Consider the following 17,770-nt stretch of genomic DNA (forward strand, 5'->3'; position numbering starts at 1 on the left):
AAATTCCTATATTTGGCGCTTATCAAATAGGCGCAAAAGCTCAACGATATCGTGTATTTACGCCGGGAAATATTCCCTGAATTTTAACTGTTTTCGTCCATTGTGGCAAAATTCAGTATTTCTCGGGGACATATGTATGGCGAGTTTCTTTTCGAGATCGATAGTTGTTCAGATGGTTTGTCTGACTATCGGACTTATTTTTCTTGGCATTTTTGCCGTCGGTACTTCGACCTATTTCCGATTGAAGGACGATGTCATGGAGAGCGCCATTCTGGACACGCGACGTGCTGTCAGAAGCATGGCTATTCTTTATGAAATGAAGGTCGGCGGTGCGACGGTTGCCATGGAAAACGGAAATCTCAAATCCGTTAGCAGGCCGAGCATCGGCACCTTGCTGGATTTCGATCTGGTGGATCGCACTGGTTTGGCCAACGGGGGCGTTGCCACAGTGTTCCAGACACAGGGCACGGACTATGTCCGCGTCTCTACCAACGTGAAAAACGAAAAGGGTGAGCGCGCTGTCGGCACCAAGCTGTCGCTTGAGCATCCCGCCTATACAAAGGTCTCAAAGGGTGAGTCCTATTTCGGCGAGGCAAAGCTGTTCGGTACCGACTACATGACCGGCTACGTTCCAGTTCTGTCCAAGTCCGGGGCTGCTGTCGGCATTCTTTTCGTCGGCGTCCCCATGACGGTCTATCAGTCGCATATCGATGGTCTGCGCAACATCGTCCTTTGGTGCGGTTTCGGCGTCATGGTGGTGTTCGGTGCGCTTGGCTACTATGCCATCAACCGTTCGCTACGCCCACTCGGTCTGCTGACGAATGCGGTCAAGTCGCTGTCGGAAGGCAAGCTTGATACGGAAATTCCTTACACCCAGCGCAAGAACGAATTCGGCAACATTGCCCGCGCTCTCGAAGTCTTCCGCGACAATGCACACGAGAAGCTCGTCATGGAAGGACGCAGTGTCGAGGAACGTGCCGAAGCGGAAGCAGAACGTGGCCGCAACGATGCCGAAAAGCGCGAGACGGACCGTCAAATCGACTACGCCGTCACACAGCTGGCCGGTGGCCTTGCCCGCCTGTCGCAGGGTGACCTGACGCAGACAATCGACACGCCGTTCTCCGGTCGTCTCGAGCAGTTGCGTTCGGACTTCAACAATTCGCTCGCTAACCTGAAGGACGTTCTGGCGCAAATCCGTGAGAGAACGCTGGTCATTCAGCACAACGGCATGGAAATGCGCGAATCCTCCAATGACCTGTCCCGCCGCACGGAATCGCAGGCGGCTTCGCTGGAAGAAACCGCAGCGGCTGTCGAGGAAATCACCGTGACCGTGAAGTCTTCGGCTGAACGTGCTCGTGAAGCCAACCAGGCTGTTCGCATCACGCAACAGAGCGCCGACAGCTCAGGCTCGGTCGTGAAGAACGCCATCGACGCGATGGGTCGTATCGAAGACGCGTCCAAGAAGATCGAACAGATCATCGAGGTTATCGACGACATCGCCTTCCAGACCAACCTGCTGGCGCTGAATGCCGGTATCGAGGCTGCACGTGCCGGTGAAGCCGGCAAGGGCTTTGCCGTGGTCGCTCAGGAAGTTCGCGAGCTTGCCCAGCGTTCGGCAGATGCCGCACGCGAAATCAAGACGCTGATCAACCAGTCCACCACCGAAGTCGGCACAGGCGCGCTTCTGGTGCAGGAAGCCGGGCAGGTTCTGTCCGACATCAGCCAGCAGATCGTCGTCGTCAGCAAACACGTCGAGACCATCGCGACAGCCACGGCGGACCAATCGTCTGCGCTTCAGGAAGTCAACGGCTCCGTCAACCAGATGGACCAGATGACCCAGCAGAACGCAGCGATGGCCGAAGAGTCCAGTGCTGCAACCCAGATGCTGTCTGAAGAGGTCGAAGCCCTGCTCGGCCTGGTGCAACGCTTCCAGATCGGTCAACCGAACCAGCAGCAGGCTCGTTACAACCGCGCTGCATAAGGTCAACAGCTGATCATGTGAATTCAAGGGCCGCTCGATTTTCGGGCGGCCCTTTTCGTTGCGCGGCGTTCAGTTCTACTCTTATTCCGCCGCTGCCCGCGTCACGCTGAACACTTGGTTGATATAGGCGCGCAAGGCTGCGGGCCGGACGGGCTTGTGCTGAACGGCGATTCCTTCCTTTTCCGCTTGCGCGCGCACTTCCGGGGTGCGGTCGGCGGTGATGAGAAGGGCTGGAATGTCCCTCTGATACAGACGCCGGAGGCGAAGGACAGCATCTATCCCATCGCCATCATCCAGATGGTAATCGGCAACGATCATATCGGGAGGCTCGATCTGGTTAGCCAAGGTATCGTAGACGGCGGCAAGCGAGGCTGCTTGGGCGACCTCGCACCCCCAGCCGGACATCAGCAGTGCCATGCCTTCCAGTATCTTCGGTTCGTTGTCGATGCACAGGATACGAAAGCCCCGCATCTGTTGAGCAATCGGGCGCGGAGCATTGCGCTCCACCGTTTTTGGAGCGCGACCCTGGGTGACTTCACGCGGCAGATGCACCCGAAACGTCGTACCTTTGCCCTGAACGGACGAGAGGTGAACGGGGTGGTGCAATATCCGTGACAGCCGGTCCACGATGGAAAGCCCAAGGCCAAGGCCCGCGGCCGTCTTTGCCCCCTCGTCCAGCCGCGCAAACTCCTTGAAGATGGTGCGGAACTTGGAAGACGGGATGCCGATGCCGGAATCGGAGACCTGAATGATTGCTTCCTTGCCCCGGCGGCGGACGCCGACGATGACCTTGCCGGAAATGGTATATTTGATGGCATTGGAGACGAGGTTCTGCACGAGGCGGCGCAGCAGGTTGATATCGGACTTCACCGTCAGCGAGGTGGGCATGACGATCAGTTCGAGGTTTCTCTCCCGTGCCAAGGGCGCGAAATCCGTCTCGACGCGTTTGAACAGATCATTGAGTGGGACCGATGCCATACGCGGTTTCATCGAGCCCGTATCGAGGCGGGATATATCGAGTACCGCCCCCAGGATCGTTTCAACGGATTCCAGCGCCGAATCGATGTTCTGGACAAGGGAGCCGTTCTCAGACGCGCCCACCCGCTCCACCAGCGCCGACGAATAAAGCCGGGCCGCGTTGAGCGGCTGGAGAATGTCGTGTCCGGCAGCAGCGAAGAAGCGCGTCTTGCCGATATTGGCCTCGTCGGCAGCGGCCCGTGCCTCGGCCAACTCATGGTTCACCCGCGTCAACTCGCCGGTGCGCTCTTCCACCCGCTGCTCCAGTGTTTCGTTTGCCTGCTTCAGCGCCTGATCGCTTGCTACCCGCTGGGTGATGTCGGTGAAGGTCGCGACGATGCCCTTGTCCGGCATGGCATTGGAGCGCACCTCGATGATGCGAGCACCTCCCGCCAGCACCAGCGAGAACGGCATGTCCATGGTCAGGAACAGGTCGATGGTCTGCTTTTGCTGACCCGCTGCGATATCGCCGCGCTCTTCCAGCATCGCAACGATCTCGTTGAGCGGCAGACCCACGCGCCCGAACTGTTCCGGCAGGTCCAGCAGCGTGCGGAACCGGCGGTTCCAGATGGTCAGTTGCTGCGAACTATCGAACACGGCAATCCCCTGCTCCATCTGCGCCAGCGCCGTTTGCAGCATGTCCTGATTATATTGCAGCGCTTCGCTGGCCTGATCCAGCAGCCAGACCGTGTCGGCACTGGTATCCTCCACCTTCTGCAGGATCAGCGACAGCACCAGCCGCGCCGAAGACGAGCCGATGGCACTGCCCAGCAATTGTTCGGAAAAATGAATAAGGGCCATGTCTGCCGGCTGGTCATCTTCCAGCTTGCGCCCGGCGGTTTTCTCGTAGGCCGACAGCGAGCGCAGCATGCGCTCCTCGCCCAGATAGCGTGCCACCGCCGTCTTGAGATCACCCACGCTGACGCGCGTTTTCCAGCCGCGCGTCGCAAATTGCGATCGCGAATGGCGCTTCACGAAAATGCCCGACTGGATGCGCTCCACTGGGCGCGGATTGCGCGACAGCGACCCCAGCACGAAGGCGGCGCAATTGACCAGCAGGCTGAGCGTGACGGCGTTGACCAGTGGGTCAGCGCCGGGACCGCTGAACACGGTTACGCCGGGCAGCAGGAAGCTCAGAACCGTCGTCGCGATGTGGGAATTGTCAGGCCCGCCGAGGCTGGGCAGAAACAGCAGATAACCCCAGACGAAGAACCCTGAACTCAGGCCCGCAATGGCCCCGCGCGCATTGGCCCGCCGCCAGACGAGCCCGCCCAGTAGGGACGGTGCCATTTGCGCGATTGCCGCGAATGCCAGCAAACCGATGGAGGCGAGACCCGACGCGCTGTCTGCGGCGCGATAATAGGCATAGCCCAAGAGCAGAACCGCGAAGATAGCGGTACGGCGAATGTTCAGCAGCGTCTTGGCAAAGTCGTCGCGATGCGCGGTGCGGTTCAACAGCTTCTGCCGCAGGAAAATCGGCATCACGATATCATTGGAGACCATGATGGAGAGAGCGACTGAAGCGACGATGACCATGGCGGTTGCCGCCGAGAAGCCACCGATGAAGGTGACCAGCGACACCACCGGCATCTGGTTCACCAGTGGCAATTGCAGCACATAGAGATCGGCGTCACCGCTGCTACCCAGCGTCAGCAGCCCGGCAATGGCAATCGGCAGCACGAAGATGTTGATGGCGATGAGGTAGAGCGGAAACAGCAGCCCCGCCATGCGCAACTCGTTCGGCGTGCGGTTCTCCACCACCGTTACATGGAACTGGCGCGGCAGGAGAATGATCGCGAAGGCCGAGAGCAGCGTCAGCACGATCCAGCGGCTGATCGGTGTCTGGTAGGACATGGCCTGCATGACCTGTTCGTTCTTCGACGCCAGTTCCCAGAGCTGCGACGGACCGTCGAATAGGAAGAACACGACATAGACACCCGCCGTACAGATGGCGACCAGCTTGACGACCGATTCCATTGAAATGGCGAGGATCAGCCCGTCCTGATGCTCCGTTGCATCCGTGTGGCGGGTGCCGAAGATGACGGCAAACCCAGCCATGACGACCGTCACCAGCAGCGGCAGATCGAGGAAATAGAGGTTGCCGCTGCCAATCCCGTAATCGCTCGGGTCCACCATGGCGGCGACCGAGTTGGACACGGCTTTCAGCTGCAAGGCGATATAGGGAATGGCCCCGACCAGCGCGATGATCGAGACCAACGTCGCCACCGTCGGATTCTTGCCATAGCGGGCCGCGATGAAATCGGCGACCGAGGTCAACTTTTCGGCCTTCGCCAGTTCCACGATGCGCCGCAGGATGGGCATGCCCAATGTGAAGGCGAGGATCGGTCCGGTATAGATGCCGAGGAACTCAAGCCCGCGCTCGGACGCCAGACCCACGCCGCCGAAATAGGTCCATGATGTGCAGTAGATCGCAAGGCTCAGCGCATAGACAATGGGCCTGCCCTTTTTCGAGGGCGGCTTGCCACGGCTCTTGGCGTCGCCATAACTTGCTACTGCAAACAGCAGCAGAATATAGGCGAATGCCGAACCGAATATGACCCACCCCGGAAGCACCTGGCTGTTCTCCCCCACCGTCCTCGCGGTCGAGCATAGGACAGTTCCACAAAAATGAGAATTGGCCAGGCCTTGGCATAAAGTTTAAGATGGCGGAACCAATCGTGTTTTTGTTGCGTATATCTGCACATTCGAAAATTGGATGTTATTGTGCGTTGGCCGTCGCGGATGCGACGGCTGAGAGAGGGCTTTAAAGAGGGACATCTGAATGCTCAACGAATTTAAAACCTTTATCGCCCGCGGCAACGTCATGGACCTCGCCGTGGGTGTGATCATCGGCGCTGCCTTCAGCAAGATCGTCGAATCGGTGGTCAACGATCTGATCATGCCGATTGTTGGCGCCATCTTCGGCGGGTTCGATTTTGCCAATTACTTCCTGCCGCTGAGCTCGAAAGTAACCGCTGAGTCGCTTGCCGCTGCGCGTGAGCAGGGTGCGGTTTTCGCCTATGGCAACTTCCTCACCGTCGTCATCAACTTCGTCATCCTCGCCTGGATCATCTTCCTGATGGTCAAGGGCGTGAACAAGCTGCGCTCGTCGGTCGAGCGTCAGAAGATCGAGGAAAAGAAGGAACCTGCTCCGCCGCCGGAAGACGTGCGTCTTCTCATGGAAATCCGCGATCTGCTGAAAACTTCTGGCACCAATCGCATCTGATCCATCAGAAAAATCCGTGATCTCTTCACGGAATATCATGCAAGACAGGCTTTTCATGCGCTAAAGAAGGCACTCACACTGGAGTGCCTTTTTTCATGTCGGTTCTGCAAAGTCTAAGTGCCCGTTCTCTGGCTGCGCCTGAAAGCGGCATCGTCGAGGTCAAGAAATACGCCCATGCGCGCGAAAACCTTTTGCCGCTCTGGGTCGGCGAAGGCGATCTTCCAACGCCTGCCTTCATCGCACAGGCGGCGGCAGATGCGCTGGCGGGCGGCGAGACCTTCTACACCTGGCAGCGCGGCATTCCAGAACTGCGCGAGGCGCTGAGCCGTTACTACCAGCGCCACTTTGCGGCCAGCCTCTCGTCCGACCATTTCTACGTTACCGGTTCCGGTATGCAGGCCATCGTCCTTGCCGTGCAAGCGCTGACATCGCCGGGGGACGAGCTTGTGTACCTCACGCCGACATGGCCCAATATCGTCGCGGCCATCGGCGTGGCCGGTGCCAAGGCGGTGCCTGTGGGTATCGATTTCACCAACGGCAAATGGGATATCGATGTCGCCAAGCTGGAACAGGCGATCACGCCGAAGACCAAGGCGCTGTTCATCAACACCCCATCCAACCCGACCGGCTGGACGGCGACGCTCGATAACCTGCGCGATATTCTAACCCTCGCCCGCAAGCATGGTCTCTGGATCATCGCCGACGAGATTTACGCGCTCTACCATTATGCCGGGACCCGCGCGTCATCCTTCCTCGACATCATGGAAGATGGCGACCGGATCGTGTTTGCCAATTCCTTCTCGAAAAACTGGTCGATGACCGGCTGGCGCGTCGGCTGGCTCGTCGCACCGCCTGAAATCGGGCAGGTCATCGAAAATCTCATCCAGTATTCCACCTCAGGTGTGGCGCAGTTCATGCAGCGTGGCGCCATTGCAGCGCTCGATCATGGAGATGACTTCATCAAACAGAATTTCGCCCGCGCCGCCCAATCCCGCGACATTCTCTGCGATGCGCTGATTGCCACCAATCGCGTCGAAACGCTCAAACCCGATGGGGCGCTTTACGCGTTCCTGAAAATCGATGGTGTCACCGATAGCCGCGCAGCCGCCTTCGACATCGTCGACAAGGTCGGCGTCGGTCTGGCACCCGGCACAGCCTTCGGTTCAGGGGGAGAGCTGTTCCTGCGCGCCTGCTTCCTGCGCAATCCGGCACAGATCGAAGACGCCGCAGATCGGCTGTCGCGCTACATTCTCGGCAAGAGCCTCTGACACCGGGAAAACCAGCTACCGAGAATCGAGTATGATTGTCGGTAGCTGCTTCTCGATGTCATGGATGTAGAAGTTCGGCGCGCGTTGCGCCTAATGCGTCATGGTGGCGGCGGGCTTGTCGGTCGTGCGATAGAAGGCCGCATGACGCAGACTATCGGCTAGAAATGCCGTGTTTTCATTCGGATCGGTCGACGGGTTCTGGAAATTGATGTGATTGATATTCACACAGGCCTGATCCTTGCCCAGCATCAGCTGTGCATAGATGGTCACGCCCTTCGGCTTGATTTCCAGATCCAGCGTGATTTCGGGATAGGTGTCCCAGTCGAGCGAATAATCGCCACCAATTCCGAAATAGACCGTGCCGGGATGGAAATAGAGCTCGGCAGCCGAATCCACCAGATCGGAAAGGCTGCTGTAATATTCAAATTTCAATAGTGAGATCAGATCTCCCGCATCGATCATACGAAGCTCGGCGGCCACAGGGCTAATCGCGCGAGCCAATATTTCTTCTCTTTCGGCCGAATATGAGCACTTTTTCATATTGATCAGTTTACCCGTCTTTTGCTTTGGCGTGCGGCGTAAACTTTATGGATAAGTTCCGCGACTGCCTTATAAAATACTGACGGTATGACACTATCGACCGAGACTTGCGCAAACATGGAGCGGGCAAGTGGCGGGTCTTCAAAAATCGGTATTCCGTTCTCGGTCGCGATTTCCCTGATCCTCAATGCGATCAAATCCTGACCTTTTGCAACCACGATCGGCGCGTCGCTCTCCTCTTTCACATAGCGAAGGGCAACGGCGTAGTGAGTCGGGTTGGTGATGACGAGCGTGGCGCGTGGCACGCCGTCCATCATTCTGCGGCGGGCGCGATCACGCGCAATCGAGCGCTGACGGGCCTTGACGACAGGGTCGCCCTGGGATTGTTTGTGTTCGTCCTTGATTTCCTGCTTGGTCATGCGCAGGTCGCTGTGCCATTTGTATTTGGTCCAGAAGTAGTCGCCCACGGCCAGAATGCCGGTGGAAAACAGAACGACGATCACCATCTTTTTCAGGATTTCGTAGCCTGTCGTCATGATGCTGTGCGGGTCGGTCATCAGGGCATTGAGAAGATTGTAGTAATCCTTCTTCAAAACCATGACCATGATGATCGCAACGACGACGACCTTGAACAGCGATTTGCCGAAATTGACCATGCCGTTGACGCTGTAGATGCGCTGAAAGCCTTTGACGACGGATATTCTCGACACCTGTGGGGTTATTCGATCCAGCACGAACTGCGGCAGGTTTTGCGCAAACGCCTGCCCGAGACCGAAGACAACGAGCATGATCGCTGCCGGCATCAACAGCGCACTCATTTCTTTCGACAGGTGCAGCCCCAGCGAAACCAGATCCGCGGCCGTGTTCAAACGCCATTGTTCCGGGCGCTCGATGATGTCTTTGAGCGTTTCGCCAAGCCTCTTGATACCATCGGGAACGAAGAAAACGAGATAGATGTAAATAGCAAGTGTCGAGGCAAAGAGAGAGGCTTCGTGCGAGGAAGGGACATTGCCCTTCTCCATCGCATCGCTCATTTTTTTCTCTGTTGCGTCTTCTGTTTTACTGTCTTTGTCTTCGCCGTCTGACAAGACACGTCCCCTGAACAAAAAAGGCCCGCCGGAATCGGCAGGCCGTAATTCGTAGGGTACAGAGGCTCACCTCTGCTCGCAAGCCATCCGTGGCTACCACACAGGTTTATCGACCAGCGAACGATCAGGCTGCGGCGGATTGTTCCGCCACGGCGGCTTCTTTCAGAAGGATCTGGCCGGAATTGGCCAGACGAATGGCTTCCTGTGCAACGGCGCGGCGAGCGATCGCCACTTCGCGGGTGTTGAGCGATGCCGCCGGCACAGCCAAGTCCGATTCGATCATGCGGCGCTGACGGGGGCTGATGCATGCCAGCACACATTCCTTGATTTCCATCGTGGCGCCGCGAAGCGCCATGGTGAGAATGTCGGCGGAAATGTCGTTGAGCAAAAGCACGCGGCTGCGCTGTGGCATGTAGAGAAGATCTTCGAACAGGAAAATCTTCGGCTTGACCTTGTTGGCGGCTTCCTTGCTGAGCGTTTCGAGCGAGCTGAGCAGGGTATCGACCTGCGGCTTGTCGAGTTCGTTCATCAGATCGGCGACCTTCGTCGAACCGGCTGCGTTGCGCTCGGCGTCGAGTTCCACGATCAGGTTCAGGACACGCTTTTCGATGATCTGGGTGGCGGCAGGGCTGACTTCCTTCATGTTGACCGTACGGTTCATGATGTCGGCGCGCTGCTCGTCGGGAATGGTCAGAAGAACCTTCGCACCGAAAGACGAAGGCAACATGGACAGGATATAGGCAATCGTCTGCGGATGCTCGCGCATCAGGAACTTGCCGATAATCAGCGGGTCTGCGTCCTGAAGCTGGTCCCAGATCGAGGTTTCGTAGGACTGGAATGCCGCACGACGACCCAGAAGGCCGTCGACCTCTTCAGGTGTCAAACCTTCCTCGAGAATGCTTTCGATGGCCTTGGCATTGTCCATAAGGCCAGTGCCTTCGGTGAACAGGTCTTCGAATTCAGCCACGATCACTGCGAGTTCATCGGGAGGAATGACCCGCAGCGTCTGGGCTGAATTGATGATGGTCTGCAACTCGGCCTGCGTGAAAAACTTGAGAAGCTTTCCCGCCACGCCTTTTCCCATCGCCAGAAGTACGGCGGCGGCCTTATCGGCCTGAGACAACGGTTTCCCTGCTAAAGGGTTACCGAAATCTTCAAAGTCCATCATGGTCTTTCCTCTCCGTCCCCACAGGGATTAGGCTTTCTTCGTACTCATCACTTCGATCAGCTTTACGCCAAAACGTGTATCGTCATCTTCCAGAACGGTAATCTCGCCACGCGCGATGCAACGGCCATTCACCATGATGTCCACAGGCTCGCCGATTCTGCGCTCAAGAGCGATCGTCGCACCTTCTTCCAGTCCCATCAATCCGGAAACCAGCATGCGGCTGGTGCCCAGAACGATCTGCACATCGATGGGGATATCCATGATCAGATCGAGATTGTCGGAGAGACCGCTGCCCAATGGCGATGGCGATCCCATGGCCGGTTCGGCAGAGCCGAAATCGGACGTTCCGAATGTGTCCATGCCACCGCCGAATGCAGCAAGATCGCCACCTTCCGGTTCAGCGGTCGTCGAACCGAAGTCGCCAAAATCGCCGAAGTCCGAAAGCGATCCTTCCGAATCACTTTTCAGCACACCGCGCAGATCGCCAATTGCCTGATCCAGATCGCCCGTATCATCGAGCGAAGCCATCAAATCATCTTCGGGTTTTGCTGTCTTTTTCGTAGCCATGCGCTAATTATTCCCTTTGAAACTTGCGTCAAGCTGCCCATGCCTCGTGGGGAGGCACGTTCAGGATTTAACCCATCAAATGTCTGAGAATTTCGTCATCCGTGGAGACGTTATTCTTTACCCGAACGGTGTATCGATCGCCTGCGCGGCCGAACTCGCAATTGTACATATTGGCGCCATTGGCGCTGACTTCGACGCAGATGTCGTCCTGGCGAATATCGCGGAATGGAATGACATCACCGGCGACCAGCCGCGAGATCGTCTTGAGCGTCAGGCTCTGCAAGCGTATCTTGGCTTCGAGCGTGACCTGCGAGCGCTTTACCTGCTCGGAAATCATCTCCATCCACTCTTCCTGCTTCTTTATCGCCTGCGCCGATGGTCTGGGCGCAACGATTGTCGTCTTCAACAGCGTGCGTTGAGGAACGACCAACACGATTTCGCAAGCCACCTTGCCGATATCAACCTTGAGGCGGATCAGCATGCCGAATTGTGCAGCCATGGCGTCTTCGAACGCGCTTTTGCCATTGCCGTTGAACGGTGGGTTGATCGTCGCTTCAAAACTGCCTTGCGCGTTGATGCCGGATTGCAGCACATCACCGATGCGCCCCATGACAAGGGCTGCAAGATCCAGTTCGATCTGGGACAGCGCCCGCACTTCCGGCTCGATGACCGTATCTGAGGCAGCGCCCAGCATCCGCTCCATCAACGCCATGATGAAAGAGGTACTGGTCGCCATCATGAAGTTGGAGCACCAGTTGCGCAACGAGCAGTCAGCGACGGCAAAATCCTTGTCGAGCTTGCGAACGAGATCGGTCATCAGGCCAGATTCGCAGCCGACATACTCGACCTCGATGGCGATGCCGGTTTCGCTGTGGAATATGTCGGGCAGGAAATTGCTGTAGAGCTGGCCGATTTCGGCACCTATCTTGGCGACTTTCTTGCTGTCCCCAAGACCACCCGTCAACTTTGCGAGAAGCGCCGGTTCCATGGTCGTGACAGTGGTCTGGGCAACATTTGCCATCATCAAGCCGCCTTCTGGTCGCCACCCGGGTTCATCATTTCCTGTTCAACGGCATCGATGGACGGACGCTCATAGTTGGAAATGGTCTTGCGTCCATATTCCAGCGCAACCTGCGGAACCGAGCCGTTCATATAGGCGAGCAAGGTCTGTTTCACGATGATGTAGAGACGGTGCTGCTTGGTGCGCACGATCTTGATCTGCGCCGACAGCGGATTACAGATGGAGTAGGACAGGATGATACCCAGCATGGTGCCGACGAGCGCTGCACCGATGAGGCCACCCAGAACTGCAGGCGATTCATTGATCTTGCCCATGGCTTTGATAACGCCGAGAACGGCGGCCACGATGCCGATGGCGGGGAAGGAATCGCCCATCGCGGTAATGGCATGATACGGCTTCATCTTGTCATGCAGAATGGTTTCGATTTCTTCGTCCATCAGCGCTTCGATCTCATGGCTGCGGGCGTTGCCGATGATGATGAGGCGAACGTAGTCGCAGATGAAGGACGTCAGTTCCTTGTTCTTCAGAACCGATGGAGCGGTCTGGAAAATCGAGGATTCCTCGGGGTTGTCGATATGGGCTTCGATCTCGTTGCGCGACTTCGTGCGCAGATCGCGCATCAGCGAGTAGAGAACACCGAGAACGTCCAGGTAGTTGCGCTCCTTGGGAACGGCAAACTTGAAGGCTTCGCCAAGCGCCTTACCGCTGTCCTTCACCACCTTCATGGGGTTGGCCATGATAAAGCCGCCAATACCCGCGCCGCCGATGATGACAAGCTCGAACGGCTGGAACAGCACGTTCAAATGGCCGCCCATGGCCATGTAGCCGCCGATAATACAGCCGAAGGTAATCACTAGTCCGATAAGAATGTTCATCTGAAGCTCGCGTCTGATGCCAATTTCGCATGTCAGGAATAGGTGACATGCCTTGTGCGAGGCTGGCTTATCAGCCGCCGTTGCCGCGCTTGTGATTTTGGCAGCGCCGACACTCGGTCGGAATATCCCGCAGACCCAGATGGCTGCGTTCAAAAGCTTCGCGCAAGCAAGCGCTTCTAGTTTCAGGGCATATACGAGGTTGCTGTGAAGCAGTGCGCCTTTTCTTCATTGTCCGAACAGGAGAGCACCATGCAATCAGGAATTTACGTCGGCATTTCCTCCCAGATCGCTTTGGAGCGCCGTCTCACAACCATCGCCGACAACATTGCCAACATGAATACGGTTGGCTTTCGCGGTACGGAAGTGAAGTTCGACCAGGTGATGAGCCAGACGCGCAACGATCTGAAGGCAGACATCGCCTTCGTGACGCAGGGCAGCGACTACCTTTCAACCCGCAACGGCGAAATGATAAAGACTGGCAACCCGCTGGATTTCGCCGTCAAGGGTGATGGATGGTTCGGCATCAACACTCCGGCCGGCCAGGTGATGACGCGTGACGGTCGTTTTTCCATGTCGGTGACGGGTGAACTGGTATCCACACAGGGCTATCCGGTTGTCGATGCCGGTGGCGCGCCCATTCAGCTCAACCCTGCCGCTGGTGAGCCGACGGTCGGCTCGGATGGGCGTATCGTTCAAAACGGCGCCACGGTTGCCCAGCTCGGCCTGTTCTCCGCCGATGCGAAAAAGGGCTTCGTGCGCTATGAAAACAGCGGCGTGATCTTTTCCGAAGCGCCGCAGCCAGTGGTCGACAATTCGGCCGTTGGTGTCATGCAGGGCTATGCCGAGCAATCCAACGTCAACGCCATCAGCCAGATGACCCAGCTCGTGCAGGTCAACCGCGCGTTCGACGGCATCTCTTCGCTGATGAAATCCACGGAGGATTCCTTCTCGCAGGCCATCCGCACCCTTGGTGGCGGACAGTAAGCGGCGGTTGACGTAAATGGACACCCAGATCGACATCGAAACAGATACGGTTACCGACACTCCCGTCGCGCCGCCGGCCCGATCAAACATCTTTCCAAAGCTGGAAGCGCTTGCGCAAATGATGGAAGCGCAGGTCGCAGCCGGCATGCCGATGTCGCACGGAGGAAAGGTCAGGACGATTGCGGCGGGCCACTACACCGTTTCCGGTCTGTCGGAACACGTGCGGCTGGGCGAATTCGTCGTGCACAAGAGTGTCGCGGGATTGCATCTGGGTGAAGTGGTTCGCGTCGAACCGGACCTGATCTATGTCTGCCCCATCGAGCCGGGCGATCCCATCGGGGTCAACGACATCGTGCTGCGCGAAGGCGAATTTCGCGTTCAGCCTGACGATAGTTGGTGCGGGCGCACCATCAACTCGCTGTGCAAGCCCATCGACAACAAGGGGCCTTTGTTGAAAGGCCCGAAAAAGCGTTCGGTCATGGCGCTGCCGCCGCCGTCGATGACGCGCAGCCGTGTCATCTCGGGTTTTCGCACCGGCGTCAAAGCCATCGACATCTTCACGCCACTCTGCTTCGGGCAGCGCCTTGGTATTTTTGCAGGTTCCGGCGTCGGTAAATCGACACTGCTCTCGATGCTGGCGAGAGCCGACGCCTTCGACAAGGTCGTGATTGCGCTTGTCGGCGAACGTGGTCGCGAAGTGCGTGAATTCATCGAGGACACGCTCGGTGACAACATGCACAAATCCATCGCCATCGTCGCGACCAGCGATGAAAGCCCGATGCTGCGCAAGATGGCACCGCTGGTGGCCATGACGATTGCCGAACACTTCCGCGACAAGGGCGAAAACGTCCTCTTCATCGCCGACAGCATCACCCGATTTGCCCACGCCATTCGCGAGGTGGCAATTGCTGCCGGAGAGCCCCCGATTGCGCGTGGTTATCCCGCATCCGTGTTTACCGAGCTTCCGCGCCTGCTGGAGCGTGCAGGACCCGGCCCTGAAGGCACGGGAACGGTCACGGCCATCATCTCCATTCTGGTGGATGGGGACAATCACAACGACCCGATTGCCGATTCCACACGCGGTATTCTCGACGGGCATATCGTACTGGACCGTGCGCTGGCAGATGAGGGCCGCTATCCGCCGATCAACCCGCTCGCCTCCATTTCGCGCCTGTCGCACAAGGCATGGACGCCGGACCAGCAGAAGCTGGTCTCACGGCTGAAATCGCTGATTCACAATTACGAAGAGACCAAGGACCTGCGCCTCATCGGCGGCTATCGACCGGGCGTGGACGCCGAACTCGACATGGCCGTCAAACAGGTGCCCTTCGTCTATGACGTGCTGAAACAATCGCCGGGCGACCGACCCGTTATCGATGCCTATGCCGAGCTTGCGAATGCATTGCGCAACGCACCCGTCAACAATCAGCCAGCGCCCTTGCAGCGGCGGGGATGACCATGAATCTGATCCAGACAAAGACAAACGAAACCATCAACCGGGATGCACGGCAAAGACGGTCGATCCGGGATTTCGACCGATATCTGACCGGCGGCCTCATCGTGGTCGCAGCGACCGCCGCAGCCCTGCCATGGTACGTATTCTTCAACCCGGAAAAATTCGGCATCAGTGGCAATGGCTGGGAAGCGCTCAAACATGTGCCACAAAGACAGGGCGGCGGCTTAACCAGCGTGATGCCACACGATAAAAGCATCGCCCCTGACACCAAGACCGACGCGGCGTCTCTTGAGGTCGATCCTCTGACGACAGCCACACTGCCGACCAGTGGAACAGGTGAAAGCCGAAGCGACAGAGGCGCCTCTCAACCCTTTCCAGGCGGCACCCGCTTCAAGCTGCTGCACGTCTCCAACGGCCGCGCCCTCATCGAAGACAAATCCGGCATGTTCCTCGTCCAAATCGGCTCCGTCCTCCCCGACGACAGCCGCCTGCTCTCGATGAACAATATCAATGGCAAATGGCAGATCGTGACATCAGCGGGCGAGGTTTACGCGGAGTAGGGATGCCGGGTATCTCAAGGGATACCTGTGCCCTAAAAACATGCCTGACTAATCGGCCGACATCGATCCAGCTATCGCAACACGTGAGACTGCAACACAGCAGCACCATGAGCTCAATCATTTCAAAGATGAAAAGTTAAATGGTGCCCGAAGGCGGATTTGAACCACCGACACGCGGATTTTCAATCCGGGCCGTTGATGTGGATTTCAATGCGATAACAGTCACGGATTTGTCTAGACGGCGGGCCGAAAGCAATCGGTTAGCGTAAGTTTGTCTAGAAGGCAAAACCTTGGTGGCGGTCGATAGTATCGAACCTACGGCACCTGATTCCGTCCAAAATAAAGTCTTCCAATCAACGATTTAACCAGCCTGCCGGCCATCGCCGGTGGGCCGCGCTCGTGCGCCGAAAGGAAACCAATGAGAGTTCTCTACTGCCACCCAACAGGTGAGCGCGGTGCGAAAGACTGCATCGCCTTCGTTGACGTTGAGCTCAATGACCACATCCGCCTATACGGATTGCGCCTGGTGCGGCAGCCCGACGGCGCGCACTTTCTGTTCTCGCCGCAAGCTGGCCCACGCCGCACGGCAACCTTTTCTAAGCCGCTTGCTGAAAGATTGACTGCCCTTGCGGTTGAAGCGATGGAGGGCCGCCGATGAGGGACATTGACTGGTTCGGAGCCGAACGACCAAAGTTCGCGGCCAACACTACGTCGAAGTTTCGCTTTCATCGCACGTTCGGCAACATCCCCCCGAAGAATTATATCGTTGACGGCTTCCTAGCCAAGGGGGAGGTCTCTTGCTTCTTCGGCGAGCCGGGAGCAACGAAGAGTACCATCGCCTTGGATATCGCTTGCCATGTCGCGAGCGGCCTTCCTTGGATGGGGCGCGGCGCTGGTATGTATTGCGAGGCAAATGCCACGGAACCCGCAGAGTGGCTGAGGGGTGACGTGCTGTACATTGCCCTTGAGCGCGCCGACCAGGTGCAGCGCCGTGTCGAAGCGTTCACCGATGAGCACAATCTTCAAGAGGCTATGAGGCTGGCCATCTATGACGGCGATCTGGACTTCATCGGTGATGATTCCGATCGCCTGTCGCAGATTGTCTACGATGTCGAGCAGCAGTCGTGGGATGTTGAGCAGGATACCGGAAGCGACGGGTTCAACGTGGACCTCATTGTCATCGACACCCTATCGCGCACATTAGGTAGCGGTTCTGACAGCGGCGGTGAAGAGACGGCCAAGCTGGCTCGTCATCTCCAGCGCACGTTGAAATGGACTGGCGCGCACATACTTCTTGTCCACCACACCCCGATCGGTGACGACAGCCGTCTGCGTGGGCATGGCAATTTGCTTGCCGCATTCGACCAGACAGTGCGCGTTCAAAAGCTAAAAGGTGGTTCGCTGGCCACGGTTCAGAAAGACAACGACGTTGCAGAGAACCTAAAGCCGAAGTTCGCCTACGGCATAAAGAGCCGAGTTGTGCAGGTCGATGAGCGCAGCGGCCGAGAAATCACGGCATCGGTTGTGGTGCCGCTGGAGCTCGATCAAGTCAAGCAGAAGCTGCCGAAGATCCCGAGCGCAAGCAACGATAACGCAGCCTCGGCCAGCAAGAGCGAAGAGCCGGTACTTGCCGCCCTATATTCAATTGGCAGGCCCGCAACGGAAGCGGAGTGGCGGGAAGCATTCGACACCCACAAAGAAGAGGGCTTGTCAGGCTCGGCTCATCGCAAACGCTTCTCTGTTGGCAAGCCTAACCTTGAGAAAAAAGGGCTGGTTTCGAAAGATGAAATTGGCCTCTGGAGCGTTACCGTTACCGCGTTACCATCTGCGTTACCGTAACGCCTCCTAGTAACGGTAACGATTTCTCACTGGGTTAAGGCGCAGGCGTTACCGCGTTACCGTTACCCCACCCCTTCTTAGAAGGGTGGGTACGTAACGTAACACGTAACGCTTCGCCCAGTTGGATCTTGAAAAGGGTGAGAGATTTGTAGGTCAGATTTCATACGTGCCTCACAGGAA

General features: G+C 57.5%; 15 protein-coding genes. 8 read left to right on the forward strand and 7 right to left on the reverse strand.

The window, feature by feature from the left end; genetic code table 11:
* Positions 1–136 precede the first annotated feature (136 nt).
* Positions 137–1,981 (forward strand): methyl-accepting chemotaxis protein, encoded by a 1,845-nt coding sequence (locus RRU01S_RS08520; RefSeq protein ID WP_045229843.1) that lies wholly within the window; start codon positions 137–139, stop codon positions 1,979–1,981.
* A gap of 81 nt (positions 1,982–2,062) precedes the next feature.
* On the opposite strand, the gene RRU01S_RS08525 is transcribed toward RRU01S_RS08520, so the two are convergent.
* Positions 2,063–5,572 carry a PAS domain-containing hybrid sensor histidine kinase/response regulator gene (locus tag RRU01S_RS08525; protein WP_045229927.1) on the reverse strand — a complete coding sequence of 1,170 codons (3,510 nt, stop codon included), beginning with the start codon at positions 5,570–5,572 and terminating at the stop codon, positions 2,063–2,065.
* Between the two features lie 208 nt (positions 5,573–5,780).
* On the opposite strand from RRU01S_RS08525, the gene mscL reads away from it, so the two are divergent.
* Positions 5,781–6,224, forward strand: a complete 444-nt coding sequence (gene mscL / locus RRU01S_RS08530) for a large conductance mechanosensitive channel protein MscL (protein ID WP_045229844.1) — start codon at positions 5,781–5,783, stop codon at positions 6,222–6,224.
* A 95-nt stretch (positions 6,225–6,319) separates the two neighbouring features.
* On the forward strand, positions 6,320–7,492 hold the full coding sequence (locus tag RRU01S_RS08535; RefSeq protein WP_045229845.1) for a pyridoxal phosphate-dependent aminotransferase: 1,173 nt from the start codon (positions 6,320–6,322) through the stop codon (positions 7,490–7,492).
* 90 nt (positions 7,493–7,582) lie between these two features.
* On the opposite strand, the gene RRU01S_RS08540 is transcribed toward RRU01S_RS08535, so the two are convergent.
* From RRU01S_RS08540 to motA, 6 genes are all read right to left on the reverse strand, one after another.
* The gene (locus RRU01S_RS08540) at positions 7,583–8,032 is read right to left on the reverse strand and encodes a BspJ family T4SS effector nucleomodulin (RefSeq protein WP_045229846.1); all 450 of its coding nucleotides are present in this window, start codon (positions 8,030–8,032) and stop codon (positions 7,583–7,585) included.
* A 5-nt stretch (positions 8,033–8,037) separates the two neighbouring features.
* Positions 8,038–9,120, reverse strand: a complete 1,083-nt coding sequence (flhB, locus tag RRU01S_RS08545; RefSeq protein WP_045229847.1) for a flagellar biosynthesis protein FlhB — start codon at positions 9,118–9,120, stop codon at positions 8,038–8,040.
* Positions 9,121–9,244: 124 nt separating this feature from the next.
* Positions 9,245–10,288, reverse strand: a complete 1,044-nt coding sequence (fliG, locus tag RRU01S_RS08550; RefSeq protein ID WP_045229848.1) for a flagellar motor switch protein FliG — start codon at positions 10,286–10,288, stop codon at positions 9,245–9,247.
* A 27-nt stretch (positions 10,289–10,315) separates the two neighbouring features.
* Positions 10,316–10,855 (reverse strand): flagellar motor switch protein FliN, encoded by a 540-nt coding sequence (gene fliN, locus RRU01S_RS08555; RefSeq protein ID WP_045229849.1) that lies wholly within the window; start codon positions 10,853–10,855, stop codon positions 10,316–10,318.
* A 67-nt stretch (positions 10,856–10,922) separates the two neighbouring features.
* The gene (locus RRU01S_RS08560; protein WP_412674281.1) at positions 10,923–11,882 is read right to left on the reverse strand and encodes a FliM/FliN family flagellar motor switch protein; all 960 of its coding nucleotides are present in this window, start codon (positions 11,880–11,882) and stop codon (positions 10,923–10,925) included.
* Positions 11,879–12,751: a flagellar motor stator protein MotA gene (motA, locus tag RRU01S_RS08565; protein WP_045229929.1), complete on the reverse strand. Its 873-nt coding sequence runs from the start codon at positions 12,749–12,751 to the stop codon at positions 11,879–11,881. The genes RRU01S_RS08560 and motA overlap by 4 nt, the downstream gene beginning before the upstream one ends.
* 249 nt (positions 12,752–13,000) lie before the next feature.
* Between motA and flgF the strand changes: the two genes are divergently transcribed.
* The 5 genes from flgF to RRU01S_RS08585 all read left to right on the forward strand — a co-directional run bounded on the left by flgF (position 13,001) and on the right by RRU01S_RS08585 (position 17,590).
* On the forward strand, positions 13,001–13,735 hold the full coding sequence (gene flgF, locus RRU01S_RS08570; RefSeq protein ID WP_045229850.1) for a flagellar basal-body rod protein FlgF: 735 nt from the start codon (positions 13,001–13,003) through the stop codon (positions 13,733–13,735).
* Positions 13,736–13,853: 118 nt separating this feature from the next.
* Positions 13,854–15,191 (forward strand): flagellar protein export ATPase FliI, encoded by a 1,338-nt coding sequence (gene fliI, locus RRU01S_RS08575; protein WP_045229930.1) that lies wholly within the window; start codon positions 13,854–13,856, stop codon positions 15,189–15,191.
* 2 nt (positions 15,192–15,193) lie between these two features.
* Positions 15,194–15,751 (forward strand): hypothetical protein, encoded by a 558-nt coding sequence (locus RRU01S_RS08580; RefSeq protein ID WP_045229931.1) that lies wholly within the window; start codon positions 15,194–15,196, stop codon positions 15,749–15,751.
* 418 nt (positions 15,752–16,169) lie between these two features.
* Positions 16,170–16,409 (forward strand): hypothetical protein, encoded by a 240-nt coding sequence (locus RRU01S_RS25280; protein ID WP_081880034.1) that lies wholly within the window; start codon positions 16,170–16,172, stop codon positions 16,407–16,409.
* Positions 16,406–17,590: an AAA family ATPase gene (locus RRU01S_RS08585; RefSeq protein WP_045229851.1), complete on the forward strand. Its 1,185-nt coding sequence runs from the start codon at positions 16,406–16,408 to the stop codon at positions 17,588–17,590. Before RRU01S_RS25280 ends, RRU01S_RS08585 begins: the two co-directional genes overlap by 4 nt.
* The last annotated feature ends 180 nt before the right edge of the window (positions 17,591–17,770 follow it).

The sequence above is a fragment of the Agrobacterium rubi TR3 = NBRC 13261 genome (genome assembly GCF_000739935.1).
GTDB classification, from domain to species: Bacteria; Pseudomonadota; Alphaproteobacteria; order Rhizobiales; family Rhizobiaceae; genus Agrobacterium; species Agrobacterium rubi.